Origin of the sequence: Pseudoalteromonas sp. JB197 (assembly GCF_002332205.1) — a bacterium.
GTDB lineage: Bacteria > Pseudomonadota > Gammaproteobacteria > Enterobacterales > Alteromonadaceae > Pseudoalteromonas > Pseudoalteromonas nigrifaciens.
In genome coordinates, this window is record NZ_NRGZ01000001.1 from 80,579 (window position 1) to 101,197 (window position 20,619).

Consider the following 20,619-nt stretch of genomic DNA (forward strand, 5'->3'; position numbering starts at 1 on the left):
TCAATTTTTAGCGTTAATTAATACTACTTTAACTTTAAAAAAGTGTCCTAGTCATTAAGAAAATACGGTCTACGATAACCAAAAATACCTTGTTGTAATAATTTTTTAGCATCATAACGGCTTTTACTACCTAACCCTTTTAAAACAAAATTCAAACGAATGCTTGAATCAAAAGTCGCCTGTTGTTGCCCTATAGACTGATTTAAGTCGGTAACAATTTGGCGATGGCCAGTAATTTGAAATGCCCAACAGCACGATTCATACTGTAGTCCGCTTAACACTTCGATACTGCGGTTATTTTCAAGGTCGCGGTGATAGCTTGCAATAAACTGCCATTCGTCGCTCACTGGAATGCTTGTAAATAAGCCTGTTTGTTCAATTGCATTACCTGAGACATCATCTGAATACCGATGGTTCAATTGAACTAGCTCATTATCGTCGCCTTTATAGTCGAGCGTTACGTTAGACTGAATAATTTGTTTACCGTCAGTATCATACTGAATACCCGCTGATAAATACCAGCGATGATGCCAATGTACCATGGTTTGTGCTGCAAACAAGGCATTGTAGTTGGTGTCTGAGTTTAATCCTTGCTCTGTAGGTTTGGCTGAATCGCTTAAATAAAATATTTGCCCGGCGCTAAAATTAAATACTTCTTGGTGTTTTTTGTCAAATAACCGAGTCGTTGCACCTAAGGTAAATTGGTTGGCAGCAGCTATTCTATCAACACCTGAAAAGCGTGTGTCTCTAAATAAACCAAAAAAATCATCTTGTAGTTTGGCAGTATCAAATAAGCCAATATCAGATTGATCTTCATTAGGGGTATATAAATATTGTAGCTGTGGCTCTAAAGTTTGAATACCGTCATCAATAAAGTAGGAGGTTTCGCGCTCAAAATTAAGTTGTGTATACAAACGTACTTTTGGCAGTGTACGCGATACGCTTTCGCTGTATTGAGTACCTTCTAAATCACCATGCTGTTTGTAGTTTGTTTGTAATATGCTTACTTCTGATAAAAACGACCATGCATGTTCTTTATAATCAAAGCGAGCTTTTGGCTCAATATGTATTCGAGTAGCTTGATCAATAATAGCTGAGCTATTAGTAAAGTGGCTCACTTCTCCCGATACACTAAAATCAAAGTTGTCGTATTGCCAAGGTGCGGTTTGGGTAAAACTAATTTGTGGCAAAGCGGTATAAGACTCTAAGTGATCGCCCAGTACTTCAAAGTTTTGTACTGTAATATCGGTACGCCAAGTGTCGCCCATATGAGTAAGCGAGCCTGTTCTGTACAATTGAGTATCGGTTTTACTGGCATAATTAGAGTCTAAATCAGTTAAGTAGTTGTCGTCACTCACGTTTGTTATATCAACATTAGCGCGCCAGTTTTCACCTAAATAGCTTTTTTGTTGCCAATGAAACATATAACGATCGCCAAGAACGGGGTCTGAATCATCTTTATTTAAATATTCAATACCCACTAAGCCTTCATGCTCTTGGGTTAAATATCTAAATTCAGTTTGCAGTTGTAAACCTTTACGCGACATATAACGCGGGGTAATGGTGGCATCTAAATTGGGAGCGATATTCCAGTAGTAAGGCGTAATAGTTTCTAAACCATAGCGATCTGAGCTTGAAAAACTAGGCGTAAGTAACCCAGATTTACGGCGCTCATCAAGCGGAAAGGTAAAATAAGGTAAATATAAAACCGGCGTATCTAGGATGCGTAAAACCGCATTATAGGTTTCGCCCCAGCCTTCTTCGCGAGAAAGGTTAATTTCGTCGGCTTCAATGGCCCACACAGGTACTTCGCCAGGGCAAGCAGTAAAGCTTGCATTCATTAGCATTAAGCCAGACTCATCAACGGTGAGTTTTTCAGCGCCACCTTTGCCTAGCTGTTGTGTTAGGCTATATTGTGCACCAAGTAAGCTGATTGCTGAATTATTTAAATCGGCGTTGAGGCCAGTGCTGTTAACTTCGCTTATTTTGTCGCGATAAGTAATTGGCCCAGTAGCATTGAGTAAACCGCGTTGTTTATCGATTAGTGCAGTTTGTGCGGACAAATTCATATTAACGGTGTTAATATCAACATTACCAGTAAATTCAGCGCTTTGTGTGCCTAAAAGCTCTACGTCGTTAGCGCGAATATCAACCATACCTAGCTTTAAGCCAGGAAGCGGTTGCCAAGCTCTGGTTTGCATTGAAGTGCCACAAAACTTGTGTGTCAGTTCAGTTTCGGCAAGCGATGGTGCGCTCAGTACGCTTAGCATCAATATGCCCCAGGTTTTGCTCATTTATCGACCTTTATACGCTGTGATTAATTTCAAGTAGACATAATAAAGGAAAACAATGGCAAAGTAATTAGTGAAAAATAGATAGCTTATAATATGACACGTTTTGAACGCTTACAACTCTTTATAAATACTCACTTTAGTGAGCAACAATGCGCGTTAGCGGCAATTACTGCCGATGCGAGCTTTCGTCGTTATTATCGCTTAAATTGTGCTAATAACAGCTTTATAGTGATGGATTCCGATCCGCTTAAAGTAAATAATGCGCCGTATATCTCGCTTAATAGCGTATTTACGCAGCAAGGATTTTTATTGCCCGCTATTATTGCCAGTGACGAGCAGCAAGGCTTTTTTATTTTAAGTGACTTAGGCAGCACGCACCTAGCAGACATGCTTGATGATGAGCACCGCACCGAGTATTACCAGCAATTAATTAAGCTGAGCGTACAGTGGGCAAAAACACCTGCAGCCGCTGCTATGCAAGCTTATGATAAAAAGTTTATAGCTGTTGAGCTTGGCATATTCAGCCAGTGGTTAATGCATGACTTCATTGATTGTGAACTAACAGCAGAGCAACAAATGCTGTGGCAAACAAGCTGTGATCTGCTTAGTAATACCATGCTTGCTCAGCCTAGCGTTACCATGCACCGCGATTACCATAGTCGTAATATTATGCGCTGCAACCAGCAATGGGCGATCATAGATTATCAAGATGCTGTACGCGGGCCGTTGTGTTACGACTTGGTATCTTTGTTACGCGATTGCTATTTTAAACTGCCAGAGAGCGAATTAACTCATTTAGTTAAATACGGATACGATGAATTTAATCGCCAAGGTTTAATTGCTAATGTTACCTTTAATGAATTTAAATATTGGTTTGATTTAACCGGTTTACAGCGCCATTTAAAAGCGGCAGGTATTTTTTGTCGTTTGTATTTACGTGATGGTAAAAAAGGTTATTTGGCTAATATACTTCCTACACTTGCATACATTGTAGAGGTAGCTGCTAATTATTCAGAGCTACAGGCCCTTGGCTTATTTATACAAAATACCATTGCTCCTAAAGTGGTTGAGCGCTTGGCTAAGGAGCGCACATGAAGGCGATGATTTTAGCGGCCGGGCGCGGACAACGTATGATGCCACTAACGCAAAATATGCCTAAACCTATGTTGGCAGTAGCGGGTAAGCCATTAATTGAGCATCATATTGTTAATCTTAAAGCGGCGGGTATTACCGAAATAGTAATAAACCTTGCGTGGCAAGGTGATAAAATTAAAGATTATTTTGCCAATGGCAGCAAGTGGGGCGTAAATATACGTTATAGCCAAGAAGTGGCAGGTGGCCTTGAAACGGCCGGTGGCATTATTGCTGCGCTGCCCCTATTAGGCGATACCTTTATTGTTATAAATGGCGACATATATACCGATTACGACGTAAGCGCGTTAACTCAACTGCATTTACAAGCGGGTGAGGCGCACATAGTGCTGATAGAAAACCCACCGCATAATCCTAACGGTGATTTTGCACTCAGTCATTTGTCGAGTGATAGTCAAAAATATACATTTTCTGGAATTGGCCGATATCAAGCCGATTTTTTTAACGATTTTGAGCAAGGTGTTCGTCCGCTTGGGCCTATTTTAGCTAAAAAATTAACTGAACATTTAGTCTCTACCGAACTCTACATAGGCCAATGGGATGATGTAGGTACTCCTGAGCGATTATCAGCACTTAATCAACGACAAATTTAATAGAGGTAATAATTTAGATGTGGGGAAAAATACTCGGGTTTATTTTCGGTTTTATGTTTGGCAAAATATTTGGTGCTATTTTTGGCCTATATCTTGGCCATATGTTTGATAAAAGCTTAAAAAAAGATTTTGATAAAGCCGGTGGCTTTTCAAACTTATTTAAAGGTGACGACGTAAACGAGCGTCAAGCGCTGTTTTTTTCTAGCTGTTTTGCAGTTATGGGGCATATTGCTAAATCAAATGGGCGCATTAGCGAAGTACATATTAAAGCGGCAACGTTATTTATGGACGAAATGGGCCTACAAGGCGAAGAGCGCCGCGAAGCACAACATGCATTTCAGTCGGGTAAAGAAAATGATTTTTCATTAAAAGAAACAGTACAAGACTTTAAAGAACGTTTTGCTAAGCGTTATGATTTATTACAGCTATTTTTAGAAATTCAAATTCAAATGGCATTTTCAGATGGTGTATTCGCTGAGCAAGAAAAACTACTTTTACAAGAAGTGAGTAAACAGTTAGGCGTATCTAGAGCGCACTTTGCTTTTGTATTAAAGCGTTACCAAGCAGAGTTTAGCTTTAGGCAGCAGCAACAGCGCTATAAACAACAGCAACAAGGGCAAAGTAGCAGTTACCGTGAAGGTTCAGGCCATCATGTACCACCTAATAATAATATAAACCGCGCACAAGCGTTGGCATTATTAGGGCTTAATGACTCGGCAACAGCGCGAGAAATAAAGCTCGCGTATCGAAAACTGATGGCGCAGCATCACCCTGATAAATTGGTATCGCAAGGTTTACCAAAACATATGATGGAATTAGCGGTCAAAAAAAGCCAAGATATTCAAGCTGCTTACGAGTATTTAAAAAAGTCGGCGTAAAAAGCCGTCTATTTCTTTACTTAGGCGTGCATGTTGATCGGGCTGATTGCGCAAACCAAATAACTGGCGTTGGCGATAATCAAATTTTGCGTTGCGGTTAACCCAGCGCTGACGATTTTTAAGGTTCATTAAAATCTCGTTGTTATCGTTAGCGTAGTAAATATCCAGTAATGGTGGGGCAATTAAAGACGAAGTTTGGCTTAAGTCTTGATTACGTTTACTGTTAGGTAAATAACTGCTTAAACTTATAAATGCATTAAGTCTTGAGTCGGGAAATTGCGCATAATGTTCAAGTAGCACGCCAGCACTGATCCCCTGGGCAATTACTACAATATTATTCGGCTCTGCCATTGCTGTATTATACAGTGCTTCATAGCGGGCGATTAAATTTACTTTATAGTTATCGAGTACCGCGTCACTCACTTTTTCAATGGCATTAACATGGTGTGGCTCAGCACTTTTGTTTACACCAGTATCCTCAATAGTAGCACTTTCAACAGCAGCACTTTCATTATCAGTGCTTTGATTAGCTGTATTTGCATTGTCAGAGCTTTGGGCAAGAATATTTTCAGCTGAGGTGCTTTCAGTTGCAGTGTTTTCGTTAGTTGCAGCAGTGGCTATTTCACTGGCCTGCCAGTTAATATCAGGTACTGTCATTGCGTAGGTAGTGTAGCCTAAATTATTCAGTTCTTTGCGTAAAAAGCTCATTCCGGCATTATTGGTCGCGCTTGATTGCCAATCAGGTATAAGCAGTACAGTGCCTCTAAAATCAGCACTCATATACTCGCAGTATAAGGTTAAAAATTCAGTATCGCCAGCTAATATAGGCTTTATTTCATCATTGGGAAGTAAGTGTTGAATATCATTATTTTCAATACTTGCATACGAGGGGGGGGCAATATGCTCTGCTGCAGTTACTTGCACAGTCAAAAGTAGCGCACAGCTTAGCAGTACGTTTAGTTTAATTACCTTTAAATACTGCGCCAATACCATAATCAACTCAAATAAAAAACATTATTTAGATATCGGCGCAGCAGCAAAAAAGTTTAGCGTAACAGGCTAAACTTTAATATTAAGTGTTAGCGCTAAAAATTAGGGTCAGCTTCAAATGTAAGTATTTGCTCAGTAGTGGGATGTTTTAAGCTGAGCATTTGTGCGTGTAATTGCAAGCGCGGCGCCGCAGCGAGTGCCTCTTTGTGCGCGTAAAGCCTATCACCTAAAATAGGATGGCCTAGGCTTAGCATATGTACACGCAACTGGTGCGAGCGCCCTGTAATAGGAGTTAGTTCTACACGGGTTGCATGTGGTTCACGTTCAAGTATTTTAAAATGCGTAAGCGACGGCTTACCGTTTTCGTGATCAACCATTTGCTTGGGGCGATTAGGCCAATCGCAAATAAGCGGTAAATCAACCGAGCCGGTTTGCGCCTCAAGTTGCCCATATATCCGGGCAATATAGCGCTTGGCGGTTTCGCGCTCCTGAAACTGCATACTTACATGGCGGTGTGCGGCTTTATTCATTGCCAAGCAAAGTATGCCCGACGTTGCCATATCTAAACGGTGCACTATTTTAGCAGTAGGAAAAACTCGGTTAACACGGCTTATTAAGCAATCGGCATGTTTAGGGTCTTTACCTGGCACGGTTAACAACTCGCTAGGCTTATTAACGATGAGTAAGTCCTCATCCTGATACAGAATAGTTAAATACGGATCTGTTGGGGGATTGTAGTTAATTAACACGGCCGACCTCAGTGATTTACAAGGGCGCCATTTTAGTGGAGCGGGCACTAAGGCTCAAGGAAAAAGATTAAAGTTTAATTGCATGTTTTTCATGCTGGTGTAAAATTACACCAGTATGATTTTTTGAGGTATATATTATGGCAAGGCAAAGCATTTCGCTCACTGAGAAAAATGATTTATGGCTGCGTAATCACATTGAAAATGTAGGTGATTACGCGAATAAAAGCGAATTAGTGAATGACTTAATTCGACGTGCAAGAAGGGCTGAAGCTATCAATAGTAAACTGCTTAAATCTGAAAAAAGTGGCTTTACTAATCAATCTGCTGATGAAATCCTGACTGAATTTAAACTAAATGTTAAGTAATGCGAAAGTTTAAACTCTCAAATGATGCTAAAGAAGACTTACGTCGTATTTATCAGTATGGCTGTAAGGAGTATTCACAGCAGCAAGCAGATACTTATTTTTATGCTTTTTTTACTCTGTTTGAAAAGCTAGCTGCAAATCCTTATCCCTACCAATCAGTTGCTCATATTCGTAAAGGTTATCGACGTGCCGTTTGTGGCTCAGATAGTATTTATTACAGAGTTTATGAAACTGATGTTGAAATAATGGCTGTTTTGGGTGGGCAAGATATAGAAGAGTGGTTGTGATTTACAAGTGATTTTAGAAAGAGTTGAATAGCACTTAACTAATCGTTTTATAGGGTTTTTATCAAGTTTTAAGGTGAGCTCAGTAATAAATTTTTTATTACAACAACGCATGCATTAAGTTGAAAATAAAAAGCCTGAGTTCGACACACTACCGAAATCAGGCTTTATTAGCTGCTTAGAAATGAATCCAACTTTATGGGGTCACTTCAAAATACCGCGCTTTCTTCATTCGCACATTAGCAATTTTTTACTAACGGCTGTCAGCTTATCGCCAAAGCGTTAGTGCGAAACCACAATCAAGCGTATCGCATCTAGTTTTAACTGGGTTTTTTCAATGTAGGTAGTCAAATCTGTGCGTTGCTTATCGTAGAAGGTAATTTCTTCTTGGCGAATATTAGGGTTAATTTGCTTAAGAGCAACTAATCGTTGCTGCTCTTCACTTAGTGATGTTTGCATTTTAGCCAGTGACGCAGCACGAATAACTTCAAGCTTTTCTTGTGCCATGTCTTTTGCGGTGCTGATCATTGGGTGAATAGCACTTTGCAATGCGCCAGCTAGTTTACTGGCTGTTTGGCGACCAACGGCAGAAAGCTGCTGATTAAAGCCGTCAAACGCGACGTTTTCACCTAAGTTATTACCTGCTTTATCGAGTAAAATACGAATTGGCGTAGGTGGTAAAAAGCGTCCTACTTGTAATACTTTTGGTGCCATAGCTTCGGCTACAAAAATAAGCTCAACAAAAAAGGTGCCTGGTGGTAGTTTTTTGTTTTTAAGTAAAGCAACCGATGCGCTACCAAAATCGTCGTCACAAATCATATCTAGGGTGCCTTGCACCATAGGATGATCCCAACTAATAAAGTGCACGTCTTCTTGCGAAAGCGCGGTATCGCGGTCAAATGTAACTGTCATGCCATCTTCTCTTAATGCCGGAAACGAGGCGTTTAACATATGCTCGGTTGGCTTTAAGATAATGGTATTTTCGCCTTTATCTTCTTGGCTTACGCCAAAGGTGTCAAATACGTTAATCATGTAACTAGGCAGTTCAAACTGATTGTCTAGTTTTTCAATATCAGCTACCAAAGAGTCGGCTGCGCCTTGGCCCGATGAATGCAGCTCAAGTAAACGGTCGCGTCCGCTTTCCATTTGCTTGCGCAGTACCGCATTTTTTTGTGCTACTTGCTCAAGTAATGGATCTAACTCGTCTTCGTCGCAGTTATGCGCTGCAATGTAATCAAGTAGGTCATCACGGAATTCTTTATACAACATTTGTCCCGTCGACGAGGTAGATTCGAATGCGTCTAGGCCTTCGTTGTACCAACGTAGTAATACTTCTTGGGCGGTGTTTTCAAAATATGGCACGTGAATGTTCACATCTTGAGTTTGTCCAATGCGGTCTAGTCGGCCAATACGTTGCTCTAGTAAATCTGGGTTTAGTGGTAAATCAAATAACACTAAATGATGTGAAAACTGAAAGTTACGCCCTTCAGAGCCAATTTCAGAACACAGCAGTATTTGCGCGTTGTCGTACTCGTCTGCAAAAAATGCAGCGGCGCGGTCACGCTCAATAATCGACATACCTTCGTGAAACACTGAGGCTTTAATTGCTTCGCGTTCACGTAGTATTTGCTCAAGGCTGATAGCTGTTTCGGCTTTAGCACATATTAGCAGTACTTTTTCACGCTTAAGGGTTTTAAGAGTGTCGATTAGCCAACCTACGCGAGGATCAAATGCTCCCCAGCTGGCGCTTTCGCCTTCAAACTCTTGAAATATTTTTTCTGGGAATAGTGCGCGCTGTGCACTAAGTTCGGGGTTTTGAATGCCGCTCATATTGCCCAGTACTGTCATTGCTGTTTTATATTGCTTTGGCAATGGCATAGGGTAAGCGTGTAATATACGGCTAGGGTAGCCGTCAATGCCGCTGCGGCTATTTCTAAATAAGATGCGGCCGGTGCCGTGGCGATCCAGTAACATGTTAAGTATTTCTTTACGCGCGGGTAAATCACCTTGCTGTGCTTTTGCCAGAATATCGGTAATGTCGGTTTCTTTTAATAGCTCAATTAAAGTCGCTTTAGCGCTCTCGTCTAGGCCTTGCTCTTGGAGTAATTGATTAGCAGCTTCGGCAACGTCTTTGTAATTTGCTTCTTCTTCTTTAAATACGTCGTAGTCGTAAAACCTGTCTGGATCGAGTAGCTGTAGGCGAGCAAAGTGGCTGCTATGACCAAGTTGATCTGGCGTGGCGGTAAGTAAAATAAGGCCCGGAATATCTTGGCTAAGCTCGGCCATACGTTGATACTCTGAGCTTGGCTTGCCATTATTAATACTTAAATGATGCGCTTCATCTATTACTAGTAAATCCCAGTCAGCTAAAGTTGCTTGTTCGAACCAACGTTTTTTCTTGGTTAAAAACTCTAGGCTGGTAAGTACCAGTTGTTCGGTATCAAATACATTTGGCGAGTCGGGAAACGCTTCGTCGCAACGATCTTCATCAAAAATAGAGAAACGTAAATTAAAGCGGCGCAGCATTTCTACTAACCATTGGTGCTGCAGATTTTCGGGTACTACAATAAGCACACGGCTGGCACGGCCACTAATAATTTGCTGATGTAAAATCATTCCCGCTTCAATTGTTTTACCAAGGCCTACTTCATCTGATAAAAGTACGCGTGGTGCAAAACGTTTACCTACTTCTTGGGCTATATAAAGCTGATGCGGAATAAGATTAGCACGCTGACCAATTAAGCCTTTTATAGGCGACTGTTCACGTTCAAATTTATGTAACCATGTTTGGTAGCGTAGCGTGTAACGATCAAAACGATCTACTTGGCCGGCAAATAAACGATCTTGAGGTTTGTTAAACTTAATAAAATGATCTAGAAAGGTTTCTTTTAGTTTGGCTGCTTCACCATTATCAACACGAGTACCGTGATAACAAAGTAGCTCGCCTTGCACTTCAATAGACTCAACTTCTAATTCCCACTCTTCAACGCTTTTGATCACATCGCCAGGATTAAATGACACACGGGTTACGGGTGCTTCTGCCCAAGAATAAACGCGGCTTTCGCCACTAGCAGGAAATAATATGCTGACCTGACGGCCCTCAATGGCAACAACTGTGCCTAATCCTAAATCTGACTCTGTATCACTGATCCAACGCTGACCTAAGGAAAAATTCATATATGTCTCGTCTATGAAGAAAAAGGCGGCTATGTTACCTGTTAGACAACACCACTGCAAGGCGCTATTAGCCTCACTTTTAATTAATTCGGTAAGTGTGAATTATTCCTAACAAAACGGCTAACATCTGGATCTTTTTTGGGTAAATAAGTACACAGTAAGATAATAAATAGCTCTGCAGCTATTACTTTGAGCGTTAGCAGCATTAAAAATATTTCCTTAGCAAAACCTACTTAATTAACTTTTAAAATGCACTATTTTAGTCAGTCAATTACTTTAGTTTTAAGGTTTAATTAAAACAAAATCGAGTTTGTAATAAAACGGACTTTTATGACAAATAGACTAAACTAAAATTATACCTAAGTAACTAACGAGCCATCACTACTCAAAAGCACTTAGTTAGTTTGGTATAGCATACTCATCATAAAAAGTAAGGAAAGTGCTATGGAAAATGCTTCGAACCTTAAAAGTAAAATGTATGTGCTAGATACCAATGTATTGCTTCACGAACCCCTCGCGTATTTATCGTTTCAAGAGCACCATGTAGTTATTCCGATGACAGTGTTAGAGGAGCTTGATCATATAAAAGATAGAAAACACGATGTAAGCCGTGATGCTCGCGTGGCTATTCGTGGTTTAGATGAAATATTAAAAAATGCCACACCAGAGCAAATGCTCCAAGGCGTAGCCCTTCCTAGCAATAAAAAAGCGAAAACAGCATCAAACGGCACTTTAATTATTGTAAACGATCATTTATTTGCCGACTCTATTTCTGGCCTGCCAGGCAATGAAAACGATCATCGCATTATTAACTGTGCAGTGCATTTACAAAAGCAGCACACAAATAGCAAAGTAATATTAGTCACTAAAGATATAAACATGCGCTTAAAAGCCAAAGGTGCAGGGCTTAATTATGTTGAGGATTACCGCACCGATCAGCTTATAGACGACATTAGCTTACTAACCAGCGGCTACAAAAAAATAGCCGGAGACTTTTGGCAGCATGTTGGCCAATGTAATACTGAGCAATATGGCCGTGAGACCTTGCATCATGTGGCTAAAAACTTAATCCCTGATGTATTTTATAATGAGTATTTAATTGATGAGGGGGATCAGTTTGCAGCGCGAGTTAAATCGTACGATGAGGAGCATATAACCTTAAAAGATATAGGTTATGAGCGATTAATGAACCAAGGTGCATGGGGTATTAAACCAAAAAATATTTACCAAGGTATGGCACTCGATGCTTTATTAGATACCAGCATAGAACTGGTTATTTTAACCGGCCCTGCAGGGTGTGGTAAAACTTTATTGGCGCTTGCTAGTGCACTAGAAATGGTGATCGAAAAAGGCATTTACGACAAAGTAATAGTAACGCGTAATACGCCAGAAATAGCCGAGTCAATTGGCTTTTTACCCGGCACTGAGGAAGAAAAAATGGCGCCATGGCTAGCGGCCATTACCGACACCCTAGAGGTATTACATAAGGGCGACGAAAATCCAATTTCAAGCCGTAATTATATTATGGAAAAAGCCAATATTCAGTTTAAGTCAGTAAACTTTATGCGTGGTCGCAGTATTCAAAATGCAGTAGTTATTTTAGATGAAAGCCAAAACTTAACGGCGGCACAATTAAAAACCATTATTACCCGTTGCGGCGAAGGTACTAAGCTAATTTGTACCGGTAACTTGGCACAAATAGACAGTAACTACTTAACACCGGTTACTTCGGGCTTAACTTATATTGTGGAGCGCTTTAAAAACTTTGAAGGTAGCGCAACAATAAACCTCAATGGTGTGGTACGTAGTCGCCTAGCTTCATTCGCTGAAGAAAACTTATAACTTGCGCTTAACATTATGGCTCGCTAGTCTATTAGCTGATTATTGAGCCATAAAACAGGCAAACAGTTGAAGTTTTTACCCTTAAAAGATTATTACCGCTCTTTAGTTGTGGCTTTGGCCGTGCCTTTGTTTGTGGCTTTATTATTATGTTTGCACCTTTACAATATTAAGGTTGAACGTGCGATAGAAAAGCGCCATGGCGATTTTGCTAATGTATCGGCGCAAATTGAACATACTATGGCTGGGGTAAATAATTTATTTACCGCTATGTTTAATTTGTATCACCAACCTAAGCCGCATTCAGCAGATAGCACAATGCCATTGCACGTTAATCAGTATGATGACTATTACTATCGTTATTTAAGTAATTTAAATGGCGAAATAGTAGGTGCTGGCGAATTTTCTCAATCGCAAAGTGCCTTATTACGCTGGCAAAAAGTCGTCATGTTAGCCCCTTCATTTAACACCACGTTAGCGCTAATACAGTCATTAAGTGCAGTTGCTTATGTTGATGAGCAAGGTTTTGCTTACGTTGCCAGGCGAGATCGTAGCCAAAGTGCCTTTTTAACTGATATTTTAAAAGGCAAATTTAAACCACCACTTTTAACCGAGCAACTCAGCTCTAGCCAAATTATTAAAGTTGCTAATAAAGCCTACTTTGCCATTGGCCGACAACAAGATATTAACTCCCAAGATTACATAGTTCTTATTTATGACTTACAAGCTATTTCTAATTGGCTAAAAAAAGTATCGCCGCAGCAAGGCGAATATATATTTATGAATCAGTATCATGAGGTTATTGCCAGCTCACAAAAGTTGATAAACAAAGCTGTTAAGTTAAATCAATATTGGCCGGCAGTATTAATAGAGCACAATAATACTAAGGAAGTTAAAGGTAATCAGTTTTTAATGCAGCCAATTGGTAACTACCCTATACATGCTGCCTACCATGAGCCAATAGAGCAGTTATCTGCGCCGATTATTTACGAAACAGCGGTAGAATTTATATTTTTAACCGTGTTTTTAAGCATTATGTTTAGCGTGTTTTTTTGGTTGAGCCAGCGTATTTTTATCAAGCCGATGACCTTTTTAATGCGTTATCTAGAGCATAACAACACTGTAACTGGCGAGCAGTTAAACTATAAAATTCCTTTAAATTGGCAGCCATGGTTTTTAAAGGTAAAAGCTATATTTGCTAAAAATACTCAGCTGGTCGAATCCCTACAGAACGTTAATAAAGATTTAGATAAAAAATTGCAGCTACAGTCTGAAAAACTAACCAGCAGCTACGAAGCCAAAGAGCGTCATTTAGCTTTACTTAATACTGTACTTAATAACGTTCCTGACTTTATTTATTTTAAAAGTATTGATGGCTTATTTTTAGGTTGTAATAAAGCTTTTGAAACATTTATTGGTAAAAAGCAAGCTGAGCTAGTTGGTAAATTAATAGAAAATGAGAGCAGCGATAGTAAAAAAATTAGTAAGCTAGAGCAACAAGTACTACACAATCGCACGCAAATTCAACAACGTATTGATAGCGCAGAACGCTCTTACTTATTAACCATAGCGCCATTTTATAATGAACAGCAACAACTGTTAGGCGTTATGGGGATTGGCCGCGACATAACCGAGCAACAGCAAACCCTGCATGCATTAAAAGAATCAGAAACTAAATTTAGAAGTGCGATAGAGTTTGCGGCTAATGGAGTGGTGTTACTTTCGCTTGATCATACTATTTTACAAGCGAATAAAGCGGCTAGAGAGCTATCTTCTGAACAAAATTTATTGGCGGGAGCGCCTTTAAATCGGGTGTTTAGTAACCCCCAATGGCAAGAAATTAAAGCCACGTTAGCGCAATTACTAAATAATAAAAAACGGGTATACCATTTAACTTTAGCGCACGGTGAACTGGCAGATTGGTTACAGCTGAGCGTGTCGTTAGTGTGGAATGAAAATGCCGAGCCGCTGTATTATGTTATTCATATTCAAGATATAAGTATATTAACCAAAGCAAAACATGATGCAGAGCGCGCCACATTAGCAAAAAGTCGATTTATTGCTAATTTAAGTCATGAGATCCGCACACCGCTAAATGCGGTATTTGGTTTACTTGATATGCTTATTGAGCAAGGACTTACGCCAAAACAATTAGAACAAACCGCGCAAGCTAAGCACGCAGCGCACAGCTTGTTGTTAATGCTTAACAGAATGCTGGATTTTGCACGGGTAGAAAGTGTGGCAGCGCAGTTAAAACTCGCGCCATTTAGCATTGTTGAGTTGGTTGATATTTGTGAAAGTTTAACGGCACCTTTATGTGAAAACAAAGGGATTGAATTAATTATTGATATTGATCCCTTAATTTCCCCCAACCTTATATGCGACAGCATTCGCTTACAGCAAGTATTAGGTAACTTATTAACTAATGCCGTTAAATTTACTAAAACCGGTAGTATTACCCTTAAAATGGATTTATTACCAAGCGATACCTCAGAGCAACAACATATTTGCTTTAAGGTAATAGATACCGGAGTTGGCATAGATAAAGCCGATCAAAGGCGCTTATTTGATGCCTTTACCCAAGGGGATGAGTCATCTACGCGAACTCATCATGGCGTGGGCTTAGGGCTGGCTATTGTAAAGTCGGCAGTGCTGTTAATGGGTGGCGAAATAGCGCTAAATAGTGAAAAAGGCGAAGGGTGTGAGTTTTACTTTAGTGTTTTATTAGATGTTGTACCTGCTTGTAAGCAGCTACCTGATAATACATTAGTTATTTTATCAGCGCATAGTCACGAATTAACTCAGGTTATAAATGCATTTCCTACGCTAACTTATACTAATTTAGAGCAATTATTAAAATCTCCTCGGGAGCATTTAAAAGCCAAGCAATTAATTATAGGTGCCGCAGATTTACCTGCTTTATTAGCGGTAGCTGTAATTAAAGATATTTTATTTGCAAAAGCAATTACGCTTATTGTTGTAAGTAATCAACCAAGGTTAAATTTGCCGATCAGCATGGGTTTAACTGTACAGCATATTAAAACGTCAGCGCTTGCACAGCGATTGTTTAATTTAAATTTAGAGTCAGCTTTAAAAATAACGAATACAACGAAATTAAACCCAAGTGTGTCGGGTCTGTTAGTGTTAGCTATTGACGATAATCAATTAAACTTAGAAATAATTAGCAGCGTGTTACGCCAAGCAAAAATTAATGTGGTTACAGCCACTAGTGCCATTGATGGTATGGCATTATTACCGAATTTAATGCCAGACTTAATTTTAATGGATGTGCAAATGCCTCATTTAGATGGTTGCCAAGCAACAACTTTAATTAGGCAGCAGTATAGTGCAGAGCAATTACCTATTTTTGCACTAACCGCTCATTGTGAGCCTGCAGATATTGAACGCTCTTTAGCGTGTGGCATGAATAAGCATTTAACTAAACCTGTGGTTGCAGAAGTGCTTATAGGTGCAATAACCGATTTAGCACCTTATAAGCCGAGCTTTTTTGAGTACTCATTTGCTTTAACTCAGTTTAGTTTAAACGAAACACTGCTTAACACTATGATCGGTAAATTTGCTAGTGTGTGCAAAACTCAATTAGCGCAGCTCAAAATAAGTAATAATAAAGATGACTTAATTCGTATAGCGCATAGTATTAAAGGCGTAGCGGGTAATTTAGGCTTTAGTCGACTGTCGCAATGTGCACAGCAAACTGAAAAAGATCTTAAAACAACCGATAAAGCTGTTGAAATAACAACGAAAGAGCTTATTATGCAGTTAGAACAGGTGGTTGTTTTTATAAACGTTTTAGGGGCAATGGATGTCAAAAAAAGCTAAAGTATTAATTGTTGATGATGATGCTCTTAATCGAATTGTACTCGAAAAAACACTTAGCGATGAGCATGAGGTGTTTTTAGTTAAAAGTGGTGACGAAGCGCTTACTTTTATAAAAACAACACAAGTTGATTTAATTATACTCGATATTGTTATGCCAGGAATGAATGGCTACGAAGTACTGGTTAAATTAAAAGAAGATTCAGCAACGCAAATGATCCCGGTTATTTTTATATCGGCAAATAGCAGCCATGATGACGAGTCTAAAGGTTTAGAACTAGGTGCAATGGATTATATAACTAAGCCATTTTGTTCATCAATTGTGCGCGTAAGAGTACGTAATCAACTGCTTATTAAGCAAAAAAATGATTTGCTTGAAATGTTAGCTTCGATTGATGGCCTAACCGAAATACCCAATAGACGCAACCTAGACGAAAACCTATCTCGTGAATGGCGTAAAAGTAAGCGCAACAACACACCACTTTCAGTGCTACTTATGGATATAGATCACTTTAAGCGTTACAACGATACTTATGGGCACCGAGCTGGCGATGACTGCTTAAAAGCGGTGGCTCAAGCACTTGCGGCACAATGTGAGCGTGGCAGTGACTTTATTGCACGCTATGGCGGAGAAGAGTTTGCAGCCGTTTTACCCGGTGTAGATAAAGCTGAAGCGACAGGCTTTGCAAATAAGCTACGTAATGCTGTTAATGCATTAAATATAGCGCATAAAGCATCGCTTAATGCTGAGCATGTAACTATTAGTATTGGTGTAGCTAGTACTGAAAACGCAAGTATTGAAACTGAGCAGGCACTTTTAGAAGAAGCTGATTTAGGTTTATATGCAGCGAAAGAGGGTGGTCGTAATCAAGTTGTTGCCCGCTAATTAAACTAAAGTAAACGCCAACGTTATTGGCGTTTAATAGTTAATTTTCGGATGAACACGTTTTAAAAAGTGTAGCGCTTTTTAGAGCTACACAGCTGGGCATTACAGCAGGGTATTACACTAAGCGATTACGTGATTGCTGCTGCGTAAACGCCATAATATTTAAACTTACCTCATTTACCAAACGTACAATTGACTCTGTGCTTGCCCAAGCAATATGTGGCGTAAGCAGTAAGTTATTGCCTTTATAATTAGCCAGTGGGTTAGTTAGTTCAGCGGGCTCTTTAGTCAGCACATCAACCCCGGCACCTGCAATTAAGTTTTGCTCAAGAGCGGTTGCTAAGTCTGCTTCGTTAATAATGCCGCCACGTGCAGTATTAATGATAATGCTACTTGGTTTCATAATTTTAAGCTCATTGAGTGTAATTAGATCGCGAGTTTCATCGGTTAATGGGCAGTGCACACTAATTATATCGGCGGTTTTAATTGCTTGTTCAAAAGGGATACGACCTTCACGGCACTGTGCCCCTTTGCGCTCGGCAGTAATTACATTTGCGCCAAAAGCGCTAGCAACCGTTGCAACCGCGCTACCAAGGGTTCCACCACCAATAATAGCGAATGTTTTGTCTTGTAAATCGTTAAAGCTATAATCTAGGCGGCAAAACATTTCACTTTTTTGCCATGCACCTTGCTGGCAGTCTGCTTGGTAGCGATGTGTATTACCTAATAAATTAGTGATTAAAGAAAAGGTATGTTGTACTACAGAGGGGGTTGAATAGCCGGCAACGTTAGTTACTGCAATACCAAGCTCTTTAGCTGCTACTAAATCTACATTATTAGTACCAGTGGCACTAACACAAATTAGCTTTAGTGATTTTAATTGGCTCATAGTTTCACGGTTTACAACTGCTTTGTTGGTAATTAAAACGTCAGCATTTTTACTATGAGCAACAACTTGCTCCGCACTTGTTAATTCATGAACGGTAAGCTCACCTAATTGAGCAATACAATCAAGTGATGTTTTAGCAAGAGTCGCATTATCGAGAATAGTAATTTTCATATTTTTTCCTAAAATTAAACCCCATTTAAGAGAGTTATTTGCAATGCTTGCATTGCTTGATTTGAGGTTGTAAATATTTGCAGTACTAATGAAAGCAAATACAGCGCAGCATACGTATGCAAGATTAATACACTAAAGTACTATAAAGCATACACTTTGTTAATTTTAAAGTCGTAAAAACGTAGGCCAACTTAAATGTGGTCTGCCCACTAGGTTAGTTGTTACATGCTACCCTTTACGGCTATTTTGTTGTACTGCCGTCGCCATGCAGCTTTAGTAAAGCTATTTGCTTTAACTAATATTCACTATAAATAACAACAGGGCAATGTAAGTTGCATCAAGTGTGCAAACTTATAAACTTGCCGACTAAACTATAACTCTATTTGAACTAGGTAAATCGAACTTTAGTATTGCTAGTTTCGTATTTTTGATTGAGTTATAATCAAAATTAGACACGACGGTGCGCTTTGGCGTGCCGTTTTTAACTTTGTAGATGCGCTAAATGATTGAATTAGAAGATAAGTACGCTGACATAAGACCTTACAATGATGATGAAGTTGCCACTTCGCTGAAGCGTTTAATTGACGATAATGCATTTATTGATGTAATTGCAAAGTACAATTTACCACGCATTTTATCGGCAATTCCATTTGTTGCACGACCATTAATTAGACAGCAACTACGTAAAAAATGGGGCCAAATTAATAGCGTTGAAGATGTACAAAATGAAGTTGCAAAGTATTTAAATAAGTTAGTAAAACGCACTACGTCAGAAGTCACTTTTTCTGGGTTGGATAAACTAGACCCTAATCAGGCCTATTTATTTATATCGAATCATCGTGACATTGTGCTCGATCCGGCTTTAGTAAATTGGGGATTGTTTCAACATAAAATGAAAACAGTGCGCATTGCAATAGGAGATAATTTATTGCAAAGACCCTATATCACTGAGCTTATGCGATTAAATAAAAGCTTTATAGTAAAGCGATCTGCAAAAGCGCCTAAAGAAATGCTTAAAGCATTAACGCAGTTATCTTCCTATATTTATGACTCACTAACAGCAGGAAACTCTATTTGGATAGCGCAAAAAGAAGGGCGAGCAAAAGACGGTGTAGATCAAACCGATCCGGCACTACTAAAAATGCTACAACTAAATGGGCGTAAGCAAAAAAAAGAATTTGGCGATTATATTAAAGAGCTAAAAATAGTGCCGGTATCAATATCGTATCAATACGAACCCTGCGCAATTGCTAAAGCAAAAGAGCTTTATCATAAACAACACCATGGTCAATATGTAAAATCTGTAGGTGAAGACATAGCCAGTATTGTTGAAGGTTTTAGCTCATCTAAAGGACATATTCATTTAGCTTTTGGACAGCCGATAGAGTCACATTGCGACAGCGCAGATGAGCTGGCTAAAACAATAGATAAACAAATAATAGATTCATTTTATTTGCACCCAGGTAACTTTATAGCAGGCGGCTGTACAGAAGCGGTCATTAATAAAGCCGACGCTGCAAAGTTTGCAAAACGTATGGATAAAGTGCCCGAAGAGCTTAAACCTTTGGTATTAGCTATGTATGCAAAGCCATATCATCGTAAAGCAGAAGTAAATATTAAAAGTTGTGAGCATTAAAAGCTAAAGCTGCTTTTTGTTACGGCACTTTAGCTAAAGCGAAGTAAATTTGTATTACAGCTTCAGCGCATGTTGGGCTGTGGTTTATGCCCCGGCTGATACCTACATTTTATCTGGTTAAGAGATTTACTAAACGTCCAGAGCTAATTACTCACAAAGCTGCTCTTTGAGTAAATAACGCTATACTTAACCTGTATCTTTATAAGTGTGGGGAGGGGCAATGCAACAAATTGAAATATTTGATATTCCAAGCCCTTGCAAGAGTATTTGTTTGGTTAATAATAGGGGATATTGTAAAGGTTGTTATCGTAGCCGCGATGAGCGTTTTTTATGGAACTCGTTAACCAACGCACAAAAGAAAAAAGTATTAAATTTGTGCCAGCAGCGCTACAAGCGTTTTATACAAAAAAAACTAGACGTTACTGCCGCTAGCGAATTAATTAATCAGCAAGGTTTTGACTTTTAGTTAGGGGGCGTGCCCTTTGTTGATTAAATTCGTAATTATCTGAGCCAATAAGCTATTAAATCCCCAAACATAATATAGCATTTAGCTGACTAAGCTTGTTGGCCTAGATGCTTTATTAAAGCAGCATTCATAACTATTTATAAGTATAATAAAACATCTTTAGTAAGTAATAGGAGTTACTGTGAGTTTTAATTTATGTAATTTACCTCGTGAACAAAAGTATCAAATTCAGTTAGATTATGAGGCTTCTTTTTGGGCGTATCAAATTAAGCGCGGGAAAAAAACACGTGAGCAAATATATAACACCCTCCATAGCCGCCCTATTGCAGAGCAAGCTTCTTTAAAGCAACAATTTGAAAGGTATTTAGCACTAATGTTAGGCTAATGTTGTGCTTACTTGAGCAGCTCGAGTT

16 protein-coding genes are annotated in these 20,619 nt (G+C 39.3%); 11 read left to right on the forward strand and 5 right to left on the reverse strand.

The features are described from left to right. Positions 1-47: 47 nt before the first annotated feature. On the reverse strand, positions 48-2,294 hold the full coding sequence (gene lptD / locus CIK86_RS00355; protein ID WP_086997716.1) for an LPS assembly protein LptD: 2,247 nt from the start codon (positions 2,292-2,294) through the stop codon (positions 48-50). Between the two features lie 93 nt (positions 2,295-2,387). On the opposite strand from lptD, the gene CIK86_RS00360 reads away from it, so the two are divergent. The 3 genes from CIK86_RS00360 to djlA are packed head-to-tail and all read left to right on the forward strand — an operon-like array spanning position 2,388 to position 4,917. Continuing rightward, a complete protein-coding gene (locus tag CIK86_RS00360) occupies positions 2,388-3,389 on the forward strand; it encodes a phosphotransferase (RefSeq protein WP_011329279.1) in 1,002 nt (333 codons plus the stop codon). After that, entirely contained in the window at positions 3,386-4,039 is a 654-nt protein-coding gene (gene murU, locus CIK86_RS00365) for an N-acetylmuramate alpha-1-phosphate uridylyltransferase MurU (protein ID WP_058374205.1), read from the forward strand. Before CIK86_RS00360 ends, murU begins: the two co-directional genes overlap by 4 nt. Positions 4,040-4,056: 17 nt before the next feature. Then, on the forward strand, positions 4,057-4,917 hold the full coding sequence (gene djlA / locus CIK86_RS00370; RefSeq protein WP_086997719.1) for a co-chaperone DjlA: 861 nt from the start codon (positions 4,057-4,059) through the stop codon (positions 4,915-4,917). Here djlA and CIK86_RS00375 read toward each other — a convergent pair. Both CIK86_RS00375 and rluA read right to left on the reverse strand, forming a co-directional pair. Beyond that, positions 4,900-5,910, reverse strand: a complete 1,011-nt coding sequence (locus CIK86_RS00375) for a DUF3530 family protein (RefSeq protein ID WP_086997721.1) — start codon at positions 5,908-5,910, stop codon at positions 4,900-4,902. The two genes, djlA and CIK86_RS00375, sit on opposite strands and share 18 nt — an antisense overlap. A gap of 92 nt (positions 5,911-6,002) precedes the next feature. Next, complete coding sequence (gene rluA, locus CIK86_RS00380; protein WP_086997723.1) at positions 6,003-6,656, reverse strand: bifunctional tRNA pseudouridine(32) synthase/23S rRNA pseudouridine(746) synthase RluA; 654 nt, start codon at positions 6,654-6,656, stop codon at positions 6,003-6,005. A gap of 137 nt (positions 6,657-6,793) precedes the next feature. On the opposite strand from rluA, the gene CIK86_RS00385 reads away from it, so the two are divergent. Next, the gene (locus tag CIK86_RS00385) at positions 6,794-7,021 is read left to right on the forward strand and encodes a hypothetical protein (RefSeq protein WP_011329274.1); all 228 of its coding nucleotides are present in this window, start codon (positions 6,794-6,796) and stop codon (positions 7,019-7,021) included. Further along, complete coding sequence (locus CIK86_RS00390) at positions 7,021-7,308, forward strand: type II toxin-antitoxin system RelE/ParE family toxin (RefSeq protein WP_011329273.1); 288 nt, start codon at positions 7,021-7,023, stop codon at positions 7,306-7,308. The genes CIK86_RS00385 and CIK86_RS00390 overlap by 1 nt, the downstream gene beginning before the upstream one ends. 279 nt (positions 7,309-7,587) lie before the next feature. Here the strand turns inward: CIK86_RS00390 and rapA are convergent, their stop codons facing one another. After that, positions 7,588-10,482 (reverse strand): RNA polymerase-associated protein RapA, encoded by a 2,895-nt coding sequence (gene rapA / locus CIK86_RS00395; RefSeq protein WP_086997726.1) that lies wholly within the window; start codon positions 10,480-10,482, stop codon positions 7,588-7,590. Positions 10,483-10,926: 444 nt separating this feature from the next. Here rapA and CIK86_RS00400 point away from each other — a divergent pair, with 444 nt between their 5' ends. From CIK86_RS00400 to CIK86_RS00410, 3 genes are all read left to right on the forward strand, one after another. Beyond that, complete coding sequence (locus tag CIK86_RS00400) at positions 10,927-12,324, forward strand: PhoH family protein (RefSeq protein ID WP_086997728.1); 1,398 nt, start codon at positions 10,927-10,929, stop codon at positions 12,322-12,324. Positions 12,325-12,390: 66 nt separating this feature from the next. Further along, positions 12,391-16,161, forward strand: coding sequence for a PAS domain-containing hybrid sensor histidine kinase/response regulator (locus CIK86_RS00405; RefSeq protein ID WP_086997744.1), 3,771 nt, complete (start codon positions 12,391-12,393; stop codon positions 16,159-16,161). Further along, positions 16,145-17,044, forward strand: a complete 900-nt coding sequence (locus CIK86_RS00410; RefSeq protein WP_011329268.1) for a diguanylate cyclase — start codon at positions 16,145-16,147, stop codon at positions 17,042-17,044. The genes CIK86_RS00405 and CIK86_RS00410 overlap by 17 nt, the downstream gene beginning before the upstream one ends. A gap of 115 nt (positions 17,045-17,159) precedes the next feature. Here CIK86_RS00410 and CIK86_RS00415 read toward each other — a convergent pair whose 3' ends face one another. Next, positions 17,160-18,104, reverse strand: a complete 945-nt coding sequence (locus CIK86_RS00415; RefSeq protein ID WP_086997731.1) for a D-2-hydroxyacid dehydrogenase — start codon at positions 18,102-18,104, stop codon at positions 17,160-17,162. A 502-nt stretch (positions 18,105-18,606) separates the two neighbouring features. Here CIK86_RS00415 and CIK86_RS00420 point away from each other — a divergent pair. The 3 genes from CIK86_RS00420 (at position 18,607) to CIK86_RS00430 (ending at position 20,591) form a co-directional block, all read left to right on the forward strand. After that, the gene (locus CIK86_RS00420; RefSeq protein WP_011329266.1) at positions 18,607-19,740 is read left to right on the forward strand and encodes a 1-acyl-sn-glycerol-3-phosphate acyltransferase; all 1,134 of its coding nucleotides are present in this window, start codon (positions 18,607-18,609) and stop codon (positions 19,738-19,740) included. 220 nt (positions 19,741-19,960) lie between these two features. Beyond that, positions 19,961-20,206 carry a DUF1289 domain-containing protein gene (locus CIK86_RS00425; RefSeq protein ID WP_011329265.1) on the forward strand — a complete coding sequence of 82 codons (246 nt, stop codon included), beginning with the start codon at positions 19,961-19,963 and terminating at the stop codon, positions 20,204-20,206. Between the two features lie 181 nt (positions 20,207-20,387). Next, positions 20,388-20,591, forward strand: coding sequence for a DUF3283 family protein (locus CIK86_RS00430; protein ID WP_011329264.1), 204 nt, complete (start codon positions 20,388-20,390; stop codon positions 20,589-20,591). Positions 20,592-20,619 lie beyond the last annotated feature (28 nt).